Raw genomic sequence first — 17764 nt, 5'->3', positions numbered from 1 at the left:
TCAAGTGCAGCAATCTTGCGATGGGTGAATGGGGCAAGTCGCTTGCCATGCTTCGAATTTCTCGATATCTCCTATTGACGGACGTCGTAACAACCAACGTGCCAGCTTAGACTTGTTTTCTTTCTCAACGCTTTTGGAGACTACTGTGTTATCCGTTGGGATAGTGCGTTGTGGTTTAGGCGTTTGGGCAGCAACTGGAAAAATAGATTCAACGATAATGCACAAACGGAGATAACCATTAGTGGCGGAAAATTTGCGGGTGTGAAATACAATATTGCCTTGGGTATGGCGGTGGCAGATATAATGCAAAATATCGCTGGCTTGCCGCAATGTAATGTGAAAAGCCGCGCTAATTTCATCACGCCCTACTGGTTTATCTTCAAGTAAAGCCCAATGGGCGACAATAAAATACAATGGATTATTGCTCAGATGTTTTAAATTTTCAGGGATGTGATAATTAAAATTATGACTTTCTGTGTTATCAGATTTTAGCTGCTTCATACTATTTCTAAGGGTTATTTAGATATTCAAATTCGGCACTCCAGCTTTAAAAACCTTATCGGTATTGAGTGCAGAAAATGTGGGTTGTGCTTGATAAACAATAAAGTTAGTTACCAAAACAGTGTTTGAGGGTTTCCATAATCTACTCTTCAATGTCTGCTGTGGAAAATAACATCCTTATCTCTGCATTTGCACCATCAAAATGACCTGAACATCCATGCCATTCGCGCAAATAGTTACTGAAGCAGTTTTCTGAAATCCCAAGCCACATAGACCAGTGGTCATCATGAAGGATTTGACGATATTGCCATACTAGGGGTTGGCGTACGCACCGCCGGTAGTTAAGTAACTCTTTTGCAATGAGAACAAGTTCATCAGCAGAAATGCTTTTTGGCACACTTCCCGAGTTCCCGCAGGCTAGTGAAGATAATCGTTCGGTTGTAATTAACATGACTTACCACGTAAAAAGTTGAGTTGTTTACAATGTGAAGGAGCATTGATATTACCACTTGAGTAATTTTATGCTACGCAATTTCCTGACATGCGGATTAATCTAAACTTACATCAGACCAGCGAGAATATAGATATATAATAAATACGAGAACACCCTGTAGGCGTGTCTTTCCAATGTAATAAAAATTACTCTCCTGTTATGGATTTAAATAAATCTCGTTACCAGGTTACATTTATATACTTATTTCGATCTTATTAAATATCTATTGTTTGCAAAAAAATAAATATTGACATCGCTATATTGTCGTTCTTAGGGTTCGCTTATCATCAATAGAACAACGATATTGGAGTTATCAATATGAATATTTCTGACGGCCGTCAATTATGGCGCGGCCATGTTGTGGCCACCGATAAAATATCAATCGCCACCATGAACAGTAGAAACTTTAATTTAGCTGCCGCATTAACCATTGCCTTACTACCTGGTTTTCCTGTGTGTGCGGAAGACACCTTGCCCACTATATCAAGTACTGTATCTGGAGCAGTACAAATATCCCAGTCGGGAAAAAATATGCAAATTGATACATCCTCCGCGCGCACGGTTATTGACTGGAAAGATTTTAGCATCGGTGCAGATAATAAAGTCCATTTCCGTCAACCAGATGGTAGTTCAATAACGCTGAACCGTGTGGTGGGAAAAGATCCCAGCAAAATATTTGGTGTGCTTACTTCAAATGGCCAATTAGTCCTGCTCAACCCAAATGGTATTTGGGTTGGCCCAAATGCCAAAATTAATACTCAGTCGTTGGCCGCGGGAGCCGCCATGGTAACAGAGGAGCAACTCAAGAAATTTGAACAGTCGGGTAAATTAGATATAGCCATAACCGGCATGCTGAAAAACGAAGGTACTTTAACCAGTGCAGAGAGCGGCACGATTACGTTGTTGGGCGCTCAGGTTGAAAATAACGGAGTGATCAAGGCACATAAAGGCACGGTGAGATTAGCGACTGGGCCTGCGGCAACGCTTGATTTTCAGGGAGACGGTCTGATCAACCTTACCATTAATGGCGCTCCAGCGGAGAGTAATAGTGTCAACTCCGGGCTGACTGGTGGGGTGCATAATAGCGGGCAAATTGATGTGGGTAGCGGCGTTGTAGCAATGAGTGCACAGCGAGCGGCCAAACATCTGGACTCAGTTATCAACCTAGGTGGTGCAGTCATTGCTGACTCTGTCAGCGAGCAAGGTGGAAGCATCATTCTAGGAAATGCTGAGCAGAGCATAATATCAGGCAAATTGTCAGCTAAAGGAACCCAGGGCGGGAACATCACATTGTTCGGAAACAACGTGGTATTGACGTCTTCTGCCAATATTGACGCTTCGGGTACACAAACCGCGGGCGGAAAGATCTTAGTCGGCGGTGATTATCAGGGCAAAGGAACAATGTCCCGAGCTGATAAAACAATTGTAAATAAAGGTGCGGTGCTTAAAGCCGAGGGGAAAACAAATGGCGGTACAATCGTTGCATGGGGCGATAAGCAAACTCATTTTGCAGGGAGTGCTAGCGTAAAAGGGGATGTACGGGGTGGCTTAGTTGAAACTTCAGGGCAGCAACTAAATGTCACCAGTGATGCAAATATTGATGTATCAGGTGGAGAGATTGCAGGCAAATGGCTGCTTGATCCTAAAAATCTAACCGTGAGTGACACGGGCAGTATGGTTATTCCTGATGTCAATGATACGAACAACTGGACTGTATCCAATCAGGCCATTATTAATGCTCTGCAACAACGAGGCACCGTTGAAATCACAGCGACCGAAAGAATAGATATCAATGCTCCGATTGTTGTAAAGAATGTGTTCAAGGATGCCAATTCTAGCGCAACGCTATCGATTATTTCCAGCGGGAACCCGACTCAGGGAAAAAACTATGCAGGTACTGATCTAGAAGAGAAAAGTGGCAGTATTTATATTAATGCTCCAATTATATTGCAGGGGGGGAACTTATTTATTGCAGCGACTGGCGATGTCGTATTTAAAGATAATGCAGGTAGCGAAACAGGTGATGCGGCTTGGAATAAAAGAGCGATTGTTGATTTGGGCAGTGGTATCGCATGGATCAAAACATCTAACGCAGGTTCAATCAGACAAGATGCTAATACGGCATTAAAAGCAGCACAGGTTGCACTAGAAGGTGCCAGTGTCCGAATGGACAGTGAACTGAACTACGCCGGGAAACTTGCTGGACGTGCGAGTAATGGAATATTCACTTACTCACAAACGAATGCATCAGGTACCACTCTTTATGGCCCAGGCGTCACTATCAATTCACCCATCATTGGTAGTAATGAAAGTATGACAGGAATTACCAGCCAGCAGTTAATACTGGTGGGTGAACAAACTGTATCGGCAGTCAGCGGGAAAATGGATGCGAATGTCACACTTAAAAGTAATGAGCAATTTGATTATTTAGTGTTTACCGCAGTGGACTATAACGTTATTGATAAAAATGGGAATTCTGTCACCCTTTCCACGCAACAGCTAATAGATTTTTTAGATAGTTCGGATTATTTATTAGGTGGTCTGGAATTTACTGACTCTAATGGAGATAAATGGGTAATTAAACCTAATATATCGAATGCAAATCTTTCTGATGTAACTTTAAATGATGTTCCAGTGGCTTCACTACCGGTTGGTTTTTCATTTGGAGCCAATAATGGGAGCCATGTCGCTTTTGAATTTAATAATACAGCGAGTTGGGGCGTTATTCCTTACCAGGGGCAGGATATCCCTGGCGCTAAACTAAATCAGGAGATCCAGTATAACCCTATCGACCAACAAAGCCAGCAGCTCATTATTAACCTTGGAGTGAAGACGGATACAGTACGGGCTAATTTAGGTTTTCTAATGGATGACGTGCAATGGGTTAATGATGCCAATAAAAACCCTGATGGATATAGGAATTTATTTGAACAAGCGAAAGTCTATATGCTGTCTTCTACACAAAATCCGGAAGGGTCGATAAATATCGCCACTTATCAGGCAAAGGTTAAGGTAAACACGGAAGACACTACACGCGTTTATGGTGAGGCTAATCCCGGCGTGGTAGAGGTCAGAAGTAACAATGAACAGATGAATAAAATTATTGATGTCGATAATTTTATAGCCCGCCAACTGGATAATAGTGGACGCAATGAATTTACCATTCAGTACAGTCTGCCAGATATTAATGAGAATGTAGGAAAATATAATATATTTAATTTAGTGGAAGGAGGCAGTGAAGTTAATTCTCGCTTCAGCGTTGACGTCGATAAAACCGTGATGAGCATTACTCCCGCTGATTTGGTGGTGGTGGCCGACAGCGTGAAGAAGAACGTGGGTGATGCCGATCCAGCGCTTACCTATAGCATTGATAATAAATACTGGAAGTTTGCCGGAGATCAGAAAAATGTAACATTAGGCCGGGAAGCTGGAGAATCTGTTGGCAAATACAGCATCAACACACTAACCCATGAAATCAGCGCAAATTATCGGGTAGTGTTGGTCGATGGTGAGTTACGGATCGAAGGCCCTTTAGACTCCGAATTACCTCTGCCGCAGCTACCAGTACCGCCTAAAACCGATTCTGGTCACCCTGCTGTTTTACCAGGAACAAACCCGATCATTCTATCCGGTGGCTCGTCGGCTGAACGCTGTACAACAACGGAATCGCCCTCTTCTATTTTTGCCAGCGATACTGCGAGCGCTGCAATCGTACGTGCGTATTCTGTTCATCTGATTTGTAAACCACGCAGTTACGGCACAGAACAGGATTCATTCCCTACGCAAGAAGAAGTGATTGGCTACATAAAAAATCTGGTTATAGAAGGGAAATTAGACCTTCCTGACTGGAACCGTACGCTTATTCCGCGCGTCCACCAGGTTGAACAAAATAGTCGAGAGGATTAATCATGAGCAAATTTACAGATAGAGCTATTCCAAAAGAACAAATGCGCATGATGCTCGGCGCAACATTAATGATTCCCGTTATTCCATTTTCTTTTGCGGCTGACTTGCCATTATTTAAAACCATTGACCCCAGCAGAATAGAAATGCTGGATGCAAGAGGCGAGAAAAAGGATGCATATAGTATGTCAGGCGCATCCGAAGAGTTATCTGAGTTGAACCAACAGCAAAAGATTTTGGATATCCAACAACCAGAAAACGCACCCTCAAAAACGCCTTCCCGACCTTTTACTGTGAAGCATGTGGAATTATCAGGAGTTTCGGTTTATCCAGAAGAAAAATTCCGCCCTTTACTCGCCAAACTGGAAGGTAAATCGATAACATTACAGCAAGTTAATGCTGTCGCTCAGCTGATTACCCAGCAATATAGAAACGACGGTTATTTACTGGTGAGAACTTTTGTTCCTTATCAGCAGATTGTTGATGGACAAATACGTATTCAGGTCATTGAAGGGAAGATTAACCACGTAAATAATCAAGGCGACACAAATAAAGCCATGAAACGTTATGCGGATAATATTCTTCAGGACCAGCCGCTGACAAGCGCGCAACTGGAACGTAATTTATTATTGATGAACGACTTACCTGGAAATGTAGCACAGGGTACCCTAAGCCCCTCAACTGAATCTGCGGGTAGCGACTTGTTAATCACAAACGAATTACAGCGCTGGGATGGTTTTTTAGGCATTGATAATCGTGATAGCCGTTATTATGGTTCCTGGCAAGGCTATGGTGGTCTGAATCTTAATAATCCATTTGATTTAGGTGATCGCCTCTCGGCACGCTATGGGCACTCTTTTGAAAGCAATTTCATGGCCTTTTATGAGGGACAATATGAAGCACCAATAAATCGTTATGGCACGACAATGAGTGTGTTATATCAACATAGCGATGGGCACCCTGATATCTATAGTTTTCTTAATGCAAACAGCCACGGTGACAACATAATTGCACGTCTGAATCACCCTTGGGTGCGTTCAAGAATGAAAAATATAAACACCTCGATTGCCTTTACCTGGTACAACGGAACATCAGAATATCTTAATGACCCCGACTATGCGCCTTCGAGCGACGACAAAATTCGTGCTTTGCGTTTCGGTTCAAGTTGGGACTTTATCGATGTTTACCATGGTAGTAATCTTATTAAAATGGAGCTTAGCCAGGGACTTCATGTGATGAATGCCAGCCATGAAAGACGGCAAAACCCTTCACGAGAAAATGGCAAGACTAATTTCACCAAGCTTCAAATTGATATCCAGCGATTGCAAAACCTGGATCCGATCACCAGTGGATTAGGGCTATATATAGCAACCTCTGCTCAGACGGCATTTAATGACCCACTGTTAACACCTGAACAATTTGGTATTGGTGGTAGCCAGTTTGGCCGTGGATATGACCCTTCTGAAATTGCCGGTGATAGCGGTATCGCAGGGAAGACTGAATTACAATATTCAAAGCAACATGTTATTCAGGAAAAAACAATCCCTGTGCAATATTATAGTTTTTGGGATATTGGTAAAGTATGGAATAATAAGCCGCGATATGAAGTGACTCAAAGCTTGGCTTCTGTAGGTGCGGGGGCTCGTATTAATATTCTTACTGATTCATATATCACTGGGGAGGTTGCATTCCCACTTACGCGCCCTGTCGCAGCAGAAGAGTCTAAAGGTTACAATGGGAATAAAGCACGCTTTTACTTTAACTTCTTGAAAACTTTTTAGGTGAAATATAATGATATAATGCACGAGTCAATAATGTTCTAGGTCATAATGGTGGCTTAAGTTTTTATTTAAGTCGGTGTTATGACCTGTATTATCTCCCCAGAAAATCATTCATTAACAATCTAAAATTTTCTTGCTTATCCATTTCTTTACGATAGACAATGTAAGCCTCTATTTTTGGCGTGGCAAATGTATAATTTAATCGGCGAAGGTTGAATATTTCCCCAAAAGAATCGAAGGTGTTTTTTGATAGAAATGTAAAACACTGAGTGTTTGATACTGTTGATAAAAGAAATAATAATGAGTTGGTTTCGACAATAGAATTAACAGCTTTAATTTCAGAAGAAAAATTCTGTTTGTGAAAATTCATTATATCGTCAGAAGTCAAATATGTGATTAACTCAAACGTCGTAAAATCTTCCTCTGTTACCAGTTTATCCCCCCAAGTATTATTCTTACTGCATACTAACTCAAGCTCAATATCTTTAATTTTTATACAATTAAGTGTGGCTTGAGATACTGGCCCTGAAGAGAGTACTATGTCAGCTTTTCGATAGTTAAGAAGATCGACAGTAGAGGGGATATCGAAATTAGTCTCATAATATTTTATTTTGTATTTAAATTTTTGGCTGCTAATGTTTTTGAGCATATAATCGTAAGCAAAAACATAAAACGGAGAATATACTGACAGTGTTTCCTGATTATTAACAGAACTATCATTACAGAGGAAATCACTCATTGATTTTATACTGTTCTCTGTCTTTCTGTAAAGATCATCAGAAAAAACAGTTGGTGATAATGTATTACCATGACGGATAAAAAGCGGGTCTTCAAAGTGCAGACGTAATTTTCTTAATGATTGGCTAATGGCCGGGCGAGAAATATTAAGAATATTAGCCGCTTCCGTGACACTACGTGTTGTATAAATAAGACCGAAAATTGTCATCAAATTGAGATTGAATGAAGATAACTTAATTAACTCATCTGAGATGGGTTTTCTGGTCATTTGTTAACTTCCCCTCTAAAGATACAAGCCATGCTAGTTAATAAAATTAGGAATCATTTGTAATAACTTAATCAATATAAATAGTTTAATGAGAAAGTGTAGCAGCGGAGAGTGATTTTTCCAGCATCAGGTGCTCAAACAACTTAATGGGTAAGCAAACCCTACAACGAACGAACTCAACTCCAGTTTCAGGGTGTTGAGATTACAGATAACCGCAACTCTGCTGGGCCCCCATCCCCAATCGCAGCGGAAATATAATGAGTTACTCTTGGCAATGTACCAAGAGTAACTCACTGCCGCCATTTTTATTATGGTAATCATTAAGCATTAATTTTTATTGGCTAAATTTCTAATTCAGCCAGACGTTAATGCAATTAATTCACCATGAATATCTTACAATGCTCTAAGAACAATGATTCCGGGCGTATTTTTTACATATTGTAGAAAAGGCGAATCAACAACTTTCATGTTCTTCTTCAATGAGGAAGCATTACGCAGTACAGCGCCCTCTGGGGTCATGATAAAAATGCCGGTATGCGTGACATCTAGCCCTTTTATCTTGGTGTAGATACCAATGTAATCACCTGTTTTTAAATGATTAACGACTTCATCATTGATAAACTCCGCTGGAATATAGTTTATATTCCGCTTAACAACACCTAACGTCGGAATAAACTCATCACCATTTTCTCGTTGATTTAAGTATTTGGTGACAGTGACCGTATGAGGGCTAATTTGCGCGGTGATATCTTTTGCGTTTAATGGCTGTCTATTTGCCCAGTCAGTAAAGAAATGCTTGCGATGTGTATAACTAATGTCATTGTTAACGTAACGCGTGCTGATCAGTTTTTCAAAAAAATCAGACTGACTCGTGGAGTGGCGTAGTGAATTGACATAATCAAGATAAGTAAAACAATCCAATCCTCTGAAATCAATCACCAATCTCTCCGGATTGGTAGGCGAACCTACTAGCACGTTTGCTTTATAAGGTGTACCTAGAAATTCAGCTGATACCGCATCAATCATTTCACCAGTACGGGATGTTTCGATTTTTTTTGCATGTGTATTGATGATATTAACAATACGACTTTCAGTATAACTATCAATGTCTGTCATGCCTTCAGCGCTTGTGGCATTTTTCGCGCTACACCCCATCAATGGTGCGATTAAAATTAAAAGTGATAATTTATGCATAATTCCCTTCTGCAATAGATCAAACGACTTTAATTTTCACACTTTAAGACTTGGAAATTAAACCGGCCATCAACAAACCATGGATTCATTGAATCAGCGTGACATGATAATTTTGTTTAATTCCATCACTAAAAACAAACATTAACAAAATATAAACATCAAGGCGTATTTTCACCATTAATAAAAAACGCATCAATTAAAATAAGCAAACAACTGGCAATGTAATAAATTCAATTCCCCACAAACATATAACCCCATGAATAATAAAATCAAATAATAAACAAGCTAACTAAAATAATCATCACACTGCTTAATTTCACCTTGCGTCATATAATCTAGCCGTCTACGTTTAAAACTCCCATTCATACACGACGGTAATTACATCATGATTAGTAATACTACTAATAAATTGCAAGAAGAATTATTGGACTCAAGGTTTGGTTCACAGGCTATTCGCCATGTAGCTGAATCCACCCATTTCCCATTAAAAGAAATGCGTGATGATATTGCTTATCAAATTATTCATGATGAGCTCTATTTAGACGGTAATGCACGGCAAAATTTAGCGACATTTTGTCAAACTTGGGATGATGAGAACGTCCATAAACTCATGGATCTTTCCATTAATAAAAATTGGATTGATAAAGAAGAATATCCGCAGTCAGCCGCTATCGATTTACGCTGCGTTAATATGTTGGCTGACCTTTGGAATGCACCCAAACCCATCAATGGGCAAGCGACAGGAACGAATACTATCGGTTCATCCGAAGCCTGTATGTTAGGGGGGTTGGCGATGAAATGGCGCTGGCGTAAAAAGCAGTTAGCCGCCGGTAAGCCCATCGATAAACCTAACCTTGTCTGTGGACCCGTACAGGTGTGCTGGCACAAATTTGCGCGCTATTGGGATGTTGAGATTCGTGAAATTCCTATGGAACCGGGTAATTACTTTATGGATGCGAAGCGAATGATCGACGCCTGTGATGAGAATACCATCGGTGTTGTTCCCACGTTCGGCGTGACCTATACCGGCAATTATGAGTTCCCTGAACCTTTACACCAAGCCTTAGACAAGCTGCACAAAGAGAAAGGAATAGATATCGATATCCATGTGGACGCCGCGAGTGGTGGTTTCCTGGCTCCATTTGTCGCATCAGAGATAAAATGGGACTTTCGTCTGCCAAGAGTAAAATCAATCAGTACTTCAGGCCATAAGTATGGGCTTGCACCATTAGGATGCGGTTGGGTTATTTGGCGAGATCAGGATGCACTTCCTGAAGATTTGGTCTTTAAAGTCGATTACCTTGGTGGGCAAATCGGCACGTTTGCTATCAACTTCTCCCGCCCTGCAGGGCAAGTTATCTCCCAATATTATGAGTTTCTCCGATTAGGCCGTGAGGGATATACCAAAGTCCAACAGGCGGCCTATCAGGTTGCGCATTTCTTAAGTAAATCAATTGCACCATTGGGCCCGTATGAATTTATTTGTACAGGTGATCCCAAAGGTGGCCTACCCGCCGTTTGCTTCAAAATAAAAGACGGCGCCAAAACGGGCTACACCTTATATGACCTCTCTGAGCGGTTAAGGCTGCGAGGCTGGCAAGTACCCGCTTTTACGCTGACCGGTCATGCAACTGATATCGTCGTGATGCGAATAATGTGCCGTCGTGGGTTCGAAATGGACTTCGCCGCACTCTTACTTGAGGACATGAAATGTTCTCTCCACTATTTACATGAGCACCCTGAACTGCATGGTATTGCACACCAAAATAGCTTCAAACACACATAGAGATTGCCGGCTTAATTGCAAAAATTAAAGGATGGATGTCAATGACAAATAATCAGCCTAAGCCTGTGGCCATAAAGAAGCTCGGCATCGCCACATTGGCTATTATGAATATTGTCGCCGTTGTCAGTTTAAGAGGCTTACCTGCTGAGGCTGAATACGGATTAAGTTCTATATTTTATTATATTTTCGCTGCTATTTTTTTCCTTATTCCTGTTTCATTGGTGGCGGCTGAACTCGCAACGGGTTGGCCCGAGAAAGGCGGTGTTTTCCGTTGGGTCGGTGAGGCATTTGGCCCTCGCTGGGCATTTTTAGCCATGTTTATGCTCTGGATAGAAGTGACTGTTTGGTTCCCGACAGTATTAACTTTTGCTGCTGTCTCCCTCGCTTTTATTGGCCCCAATCAACGTTGGGATGAGGCGCTATCAGCCAATCGTTTTTTTGTCCTCAGTATTGTGTTAGTGGTTTATTGGCTCGCGACCTTTATTGCCTTTAAAGGTGTAGCCACCTTTTCCAGAGTCTCCAAATGGGGCGGCGTTATCGGTACAATCATTCCGGCTATTATTTTGATCATCTTTGGTTTCGCTTATTTGTTTGATGGCGGTACACCACAAATAGTACTTTCATGGGATGAAGTGATTCCCGACTTCTCCAATTTTAACAATATCGTTTTAGCTGCTAGTATTTTTCTGTTCTATGCAGGTATGGAAATGAATGCCATTCATGTTAAGGACGTCGACAATCCGAATCGTAATTATCCCATTGCCATTATGTTATCTGCACTGGGAACAGTCATTATTTTTGTTTTCGGCACCCTTGCCATCGCATTTGTTATTCCAAAAGCTGATATCAATCTGACGCAAAGTATTTTAGTGGCTTATGGTGATATGTTCAGGTGGGCAGGATTTAACTGGCTCAGCCCCGTTATTGCAATTGCCCTAGCGATCGGCGTATTAGCAGGAGTGGTCACTTGGGTTGGTGGGCCTTCGTCAGGGTTATTGATTGTGGCAAAAGCAGGTTATTTACCTCGTTGGTGGCAACACACTAATAAGAATGGTATGGCAACACACATTCTATTATTGCAAGCACTGATCGTTTCTCTGCTATCCATATTGTTCGTTATTTTACCTTCGGTACAGGCAGCATTTCAGATTCTCAGCCAATTAACCGTTCTTTTGTATCTCGTTATGTATATCCTGATGTTTAGTTCCGCCATTTATTTGCGCTATAGCCAACCGCAACGCCCTCGCCCCTACCGTATCCCCAGCGGCGATATTGGTATGTGGATCATTGGTGGCGCAGGCTGGATTGCATCCATCGTGGTCTTTTTACTCAGTTTTGTGCCACCGAGCCAAATTGCCATTGGCAGCCCAAAAACCTATGTTTGTATATTAATCATTGCAACCCTATTCTTCATTATATTGCCGCTTCTGATTTATGCGTTCCGTAAACCTCACTGGCGTGATGAAAAAGCCGATTTTGCACCCTTTACTTGGCAAGAGGCAAATAGTCATCCCGGTCTGCCCGCTGAATCAGGCAATATTGCCACGGAAGGTAAAACATCGCATTTGGTCTCAGGAAAAACAGATAAATAAGCTACTAATAACGGTAGCCACTGTGGAGTGGGATGATGAAACCAGACTTAAAAGTACTGCAACACTGTGTCAATAAAGCACATAAGCAATATTCAACCGCCGCCGGAGGGCACAACGCCAGTTATATTCCGTATCTGGCCAGTGTCCCTTCAACATTAGCCGGTCTGGCCGTGGTGACTGTTGACGGTGATATTATTGTGGCCGGAGATGCTGAATACCGTTTTGCCATCGAATCTATTTCTAAAGTCTGTACTCTCGCACTGGCATTAGAAGATGTTGGCCCGCAAAAAGTCCAAGAAAAAGTGGGTGCGGACCCCACTGGCTTGCCGTTTAATTCTGTTATGGCGCTCGAATTGCACAAAGGAAAACCGTTATCGCCTTTAGTGAACGCAGGCGCAATGTCTACTGTGAGCTTAATTCAAGCGAATGATCGTGAAACCCGCTGGCACAATATTCTGCAAATTCAGCAACAATTATGTGGTGCACAGATTAGCTTATCAGATGAAGTCAACCAATCAGAGCAAACGACAAATTTCCACAACCGCGCAATTGCTTGGTTACTTTATTCTGCAGGTGCCATGTATTGTGACCCAATGGAGGCTTGCGAAGTCTATACCCGCCAATGTTCAACGCTGCTCAATACCATCGAATTAGCGACAATTGGTGCAACTTTCGCGGCTGCTGGCATTAATCCCATTAGTAAGTTACGGGTCTTAACGGCCAATCATATTCCCCATCTTTTGGCCGAGATGACGATGGAAGGGTTATATGGCAGCTCTGGTGACTGGGCATATAATGTGGGGTTACCGGGGAAAAGTGGCGTTGGTGGTGGGATATTGGCCGTAGTACCTGGCGTGATGGCTATCGCTGGGTTTTCCCCACCTTTAGACGCAGTAGGAAATAGTGTCCGCGGCCAGAAAATGGTTGCCCATGTCGCAAAATCAATGGGTTATAATTTGTATAAAGTGTAAGAACAAAATAGCCGCTATCGGAAGCCTCCGCTAGCGGTTCTGTATTTTGGGAAGACGGTAATCACGCCAATAATAACTTCTGTAATTCAGCGAGTGAATTAACTTGGTAACGAGGTGAAATATGACTCTCGACTTCAGCACCATGCATATTGAGCCAACAAGTATCAATGCCGGCATTAATTCCACCCTGAATATCGGAATGAAGGTTATCCCCTACCATCAAGATCTGCTCTTTGGCCGGATTATTCATTAAATTGAAGGCGTGCTCGAATATTGCAACATCCGGTTTAGCCGCACCCACTTCTTCTGAAATAATGAGTGGCGAGAAGATATTCTTTAACCCAGTACGCTCCAGGCGAATGGTTTGTAACTCGGTAAACCCATTAGTAATGATGCCCATATTCACTTTACCGCTTAGCGCATCAATCAATTCACGTGCCCCAGGTAACAATGAACAAATATCTGCCATTGCCACTAAGAATTCACTGTTTAGACGCGTCGCAGCAACACCCAATTTCTCTGCCCACATTTCAAAACGCGTATTTTGCAATTGAGAAGCCGATATTTTACCGTCCTGATAATCAACCCACAGTGGTTTATTAACCAATTGATAATATTCGAAATCTTGTGTGGAAAAATTCACGCCAAAACGCGAGAACATCAACTTTAGCCCTTGATAAGCATCAAAGTGAAATAATGTTTCATCCGCATCAAACAATATCCATTGGTATTTCATTACGTTTATCTCTCTGACGTCATTAGGCGCGCTATGGTAGCGGTTAATGCCTTGTTGCTCAAGTTCAGGGTCTTTCACTATAAGAAGCCCGTCTAACGCGGCTCATCAAATATTCATCATCAAGCGTTAAGCATCAAACAAGCAATGCCGCCGATATATCACGGTCTATTGTGATGACTGCTTCACCTGTAATTAGCGGAGTGTTAAATGCCGCGAGCACTTTGCGGTTAATCTCAATCAGTGCATCATCAAGCTTAACCTCCATGTCTGATGCAATATCGAGCAATTTCTCGCGTTCCCAAGTATCACGGGAAATCAATAATCTTAAGAATGTTGCCGTACTGTCCGGTAAGTCAGTTGCGATGGCTGTCATTGACTGAGGATTGATCTCAGCAGGCGGCTGAATCGTAACGTTGTCGGAAACGAACAAACTTTCGAGCAATTTAACCAATGTCTGGCTTTCAGTTTTTAACAGATTGATACGGTCGGTGTTATTAATCACCTCAGCCGTTGGTGAAGGCAAACTTAATGTCATGGGGGTTGCCAAGCTATCAAGGTCGGTATAAACCAACTTACTGTCTAAGGCAAAACGCTTATACACACGCTCAAGGAATTTCACCTCTTGCGGCGTAATCGTCCCCTCAACTTGGATTAAATGGGCTAGAAAACGAGCAATGGCCCGGCGATTATCCAATGAAAGCGGCTCTAGATTATTTTTTAGCGCTAACAAGGTGTTGCTCTTTCTAATGCCCGGCTGAAGATAGGCTTTCAAACGCATACGTTGGCCTGGACTTAGATAACCCCAAGCATCGATGTGTCGTGTCAGAATATTTGACTCAGGTTCACCAATGCGGCCATCGATCATCACGGCAGCACAAGCCAATTCTACCGCCAACATCGTGACACGGTACGCGGCAAAAGTTGCCGACTCAGCCACCATCGATTCAATGGGAAACAGTGCTACTGTGTCTTGCAATACTGGAGTTCGATTATCGGCTCTAACATCAGGCTCGATGCCAACGTGCAAAGAGGCTAGAGCAAAAGTCAGTGCCATAACTTGGCTGCGGGAGAGACGCTCCAATGGTTTGGTCTCACAGGCAGTACTCAGGCAGAGAAAAAGCTCCTCTAATGTGACCATTAGCAACCCGTACCCGACTCTTGCCTTGATACTCTCTAGTTCAGTTTTTAATGCTTCAGACCATAATGTCATTGGCATTAATAACTGCCCTTCCAGTGACATTTTTTTCTTAGGGTTAACACTGGCAAAGCGGTTATAGATATCGAGGTCTTGCTGACAGGCTTCAAATATTGCACGAAGTTTATCTCGGTGCGCTTTACACACCGCAACATTGGGTAACTCACCCATATGCTGGAAAAACTCTTGCCCAATGAGGCCGGCAGAGGCTGGGCGATAAAATATCAGCAACTTAGTTTTATTAACGGGTAATAAAAATCCATCGCCATATTTTTCCTTATAGCGCTGCTGAAAAAGGGAAGAAAATATATCTGCGCAATGTGCCATCGAAATATTCTGGTTGATTGCAGGATCGGCTTCACCCCAGGCAAGAGCCCATGCAGCAGGCAATGGTTTTTGATCAATGGCTAATTGTCCCAAACCAACCAGTAGCGCTAATGGTAATTCCGTTGACGACTCACGCGTTGGTGGCGGGGGCGATAAATAGAGTTTCTCTTCGATGTTTACGCGGGAGAGATAGACCAATAAGTTCTGCGCATAATGATTAAATGCATTATTTTTTCCGTAAATTATCAACAGGCGGTTAATTTCTGCCTCAAGAAGAGGCAGTTCCCTTTTAGCCACGAAATCAATCGCGGCATCAATGAGTATCCGATGTTCCAACCCATAAAAGAATAAGAAAACATAACCAATATCTGCGGTAGGTGATTTACGGCCTTCTGATAACCATTGTAGATAACCTCGCCTCGCCTCAGGAGAGCAAGTTGAGTAATCTGGCGTGTTATCGATTAGGGGTAATGACGTGTCTACTTCCTCTTGCGCCACTTCCATTGAGGGGTTAATAAACGCGGGCTCTGCACCAGTACGATTGCTTTTATATTTATTACCAATATAAATCATGCCATCAGGCAAATTAATACCTGCGACAACCGCCAATTCACCTGGACGCAGCCACGACGCTCGGGCTAACGAACCGCGAGAAGGTTCAGCTTTCTTCTCATCAGGCTTTTTGACTTCTTCCACTGGCGGGGACTGATTCGTGTTGCTACTACTCACAGTAGGTTCGGGTTCCAACTGCGAAGGTAAAATCGGGTAATCGCCCATATCAGGAATTGTAGCGGTTTTTTGCATATCAGGGGCAATGACAGAACCGAGGCGGTGTTTTGCCCCTTTGAGATTTTGCCAAACAAAGAATAGGCACAAGATAGCCGCACTCAGTGCAATCCACGCTTCTCTTGGGATCCCAGTAATCAGCCCTAAACCGACTATCAAGAGAATAACCCAGCCAGTACCGTTAGATTTTTTCTTCGCCACGATGGTTTATCTGCCCCTATCTTAAAATAGTGATTTTTATACTGCCTTTAACAACCATTTTTAATAAAAAGTTCTTTTTACACATTATTATTTTATAATTTAATCGCCATAAAAACGTAGTGAAAACCTCTAATTTAGACTTAAGTCAAATTTATAGGTTAAATAATAACTCAGTATTTTATTTTGAATATCATCTGTACTACAAAACAGTAGGCTGCTGCCTGCATTAAAGCAATTATGCCAGTTGATTATGCATTCAGCTAGTAAAGACTATACTACGTTGGGTAAATTCTGACGTCGGCACTCGCCCTACGCGTATTAGGAATATAATCAAATATAAAGATTTATGACACACCGTGGTGTTGCGATCGCAAACAGAGCAATTTTTATCACTCTTGTGGGGATATATGCATAAATTAACTGAAATTCTTGATACCGTCGCCCATCCCATCAGCGATGTAGCGTTCGTTGCGAAGTGCAAACACACGCTCGAAACCTTCGGTGCGCTGGTATTGTCCGATTTCTTGTTACCCTCAGCTCTAGACAGCATTAAGCAAGAAGGGGTTGAGCATCAACATAAAGCTTATTATGCCGCAAACCAGCACAATGTTTATTTGACCCAACCTGACCCTGCATTTGAGGCTAATCACCCGCGAAACAGGTTAGTCACATCCTCAAAAGGTTGCATCACCGATGAGGAGATACCGGCTGACTCAGCGCTGCGAGCACTGTATAACGCCACTGACTTTCAAGATTTTCTGTGCGCCGTATTAGGCGAAAAAAAACTCTATTCATACGCTGATTCACTTTCATCAATTAACTTACATTATGCGAGTCAAGGCCAAGAGTTAGGATGGCATTTTGATAATTCATCGTTCGCCATAACACTATTGATACAAAAGCCTCGGTCGGGGGGTGTTTTTGAATATATTGAAGAAATGCGTGACGCTGATAAAGGTGAAATGAATTATTCCGGTGTGGAACAATTATTAAATCAGCATGTTGTTCCTAAAACGTTACAGATTGAACCGGGGGATTTAGTGTTATTCCGTGGCAGAAATGCCATTCATCGTGTGACGCCGACACAGGGAGATATTACAAGAATGCTGGTGGTGCTGGCGTATAATGCTCAACCTGACATTGCATTATCTGAAACCGCCAGAATGACTTTTTATGGTCGTATTTAGCTATGGCCGTATTTAGTTTTATCTTGCGGGCCATTTATGGCCCGCAAAGCCATAAACATAGTGTCTATCTAAAACAGACTATTTATCTAAAAACGCACTGCTTAT

The 17764-nt window shown here is 42.2% G+C and carries 11 protein-coding genes; 6 read left to right on the top strand and 5 right to left on the bottom strand.

What is annotated here, in order from left to right; translation table 11 throughout:
* Complete coding sequence (locus BN68_RS22875) at nucleotides 1-501, bottom strand: CaiF/GrlA family transcriptional regulator (RefSeq protein ID WP_019209991.1); 501 nt, start codon at nucleotides 499-501, stop codon at nucleotides 1-3.
* 811 nt (nucleotides 502-1312) lie between these two features.
* Between BN68_RS22875 and BN68_RS04645 the strand changes: the two genes are divergently transcribed.
* Both BN68_RS04645 and BN68_RS04640 read left to right on the top strand, forming a co-directional pair.
* On the top strand, nucleotides 1313-4900 hold the full coding sequence (locus BN68_RS04645; protein ID WP_019209990.1) for a two-partner secretion domain-containing protein: 3588 nt from the start codon (nucleotides 1313-1315) through the stop codon (nucleotides 4898-4900).
* Nucleotides 4901-4902: 2 nt separating this feature from the next.
* On the top strand, nucleotides 4903-6678 hold the full coding sequence (locus tag BN68_RS04640) for a ShlB/FhaC/HecB family hemolysin secretion/activation protein (protein WP_019209989.1): 1776 nt from the start codon (nucleotides 4903-4905) through the stop codon (nucleotides 6676-6678).
* A 91-nt stretch (nucleotides 6679-6769) separates the two neighbouring features.
* Here the strand turns inward: BN68_RS04640 and BN68_RS04635 are convergent, their stop codons facing one another.
* Nucleotides 6770-7684 (bottom strand): LysR family transcriptional regulator, encoded by a 915-nt coding sequence (locus BN68_RS04635; protein ID WP_019209988.1) that lies wholly within the window; start codon nucleotides 7682-7684, stop codon nucleotides 6770-6772.
* Between the two features lie 393 nt (nucleotides 7685-8077).
* The gene (locus tag BN68_RS04630; protein WP_019209987.1) at nucleotides 8078-8878 is read right to left on the bottom strand and encodes a DUF1460 domain-containing protein; all 801 of its coding nucleotides are present in this window, start codon (nucleotides 8876-8878) and stop codon (nucleotides 8078-8080) included.
* Nucleotides 8879-9263: 385 nt separating this feature from the next.
* Between BN68_RS04630 and BN68_RS04625 the strand changes: the two genes are divergently transcribed.
* The 3 genes from BN68_RS04625 to glsA are packed head-to-tail and all read left to right on the top strand — an operon-like array spanning nucleotide 9264 to nucleotide 13227.
* The gene (locus BN68_RS04625; protein WP_019209986.1) at nucleotides 9264-10664 is read left to right on the top strand and encodes a glutamate decarboxylase; all 1401 of its coding nucleotides are present in this window, start codon (nucleotides 9264-9266) and stop codon (nucleotides 10662-10664) included.
* 35 nt (nucleotides 10665-10699) lie between these two features.
* A complete protein-coding gene (gene gadC / locus BN68_RS04620; RefSeq protein ID WP_155965362.1) occupies nucleotides 10700-12256 on the top strand; it encodes a putative glutamine/gamma-aminobutyrate antiporter GadC in 1557 nt (518 codons plus the stop codon).
* A gap of 35 nt (nucleotides 12257-12291) precedes the next feature.
* Nucleotides 12292-13227, top strand: coding sequence for a glutaminase A (glsA, locus tag BN68_RS04615; RefSeq protein WP_019209984.1), 936 nt, complete (start codon nucleotides 12292-12294; stop codon nucleotides 13225-13227).
* Nucleotides 13228-13288: 61 nt separating this feature from the next.
* Here glsA and yjjG read toward each other — a convergent pair whose 3' ends face one another.
* Together yjjG and BN68_RS04605 are read right to left on the bottom strand one after the other, a co-directional pair.
* Nucleotides 13289-13963 (bottom strand): pyrimidine 5'-nucleotidase, encoded by a 675-nt coding sequence (yjjG, locus tag BN68_RS04610; RefSeq protein WP_019209983.1) that lies wholly within the window; start codon nucleotides 13961-13963, stop codon nucleotides 13289-13291.
* A gap of 133 nt (nucleotides 13964-14096) precedes the next feature.
* Nucleotides 14097-16472, bottom strand: coding sequence for a tellurite resistance TerB family protein (locus BN68_RS04605; RefSeq protein ID WP_019209982.1), 2376 nt, complete (start codon nucleotides 16470-16472; stop codon nucleotides 14097-14099).
* 407 nt (nucleotides 16473-16879) lie between these two features.
* On the opposite strand from BN68_RS04605, the gene BN68_RS04600 reads away from it, so the two are divergent.
* Nucleotides 16880-17659 carry a HalD/BesD family halogenase gene (locus BN68_RS04600; RefSeq protein ID WP_019209981.1) on the top strand — a complete coding sequence of 260 codons (780 nt, stop codon included), beginning with the start codon at nucleotides 16880-16882 and terminating at the stop codon, nucleotides 17657-17659.
* Nucleotides 17660-17764: the final 105 nt, after the last annotated feature.

It is taken from the genome of Yersinia massiliensis CCUG 53443 (assembly GCF_000312485.1).
GTDB lineage: Bacteria > Pseudomonadota > Gammaproteobacteria > Enterobacterales > Enterobacteriaceae > Yersinia > Yersinia massiliensis.
Note: the sequence above shows the minus strand (reverse complement) of the source record. Positions and strands in the feature narration are given on the sequence as shown.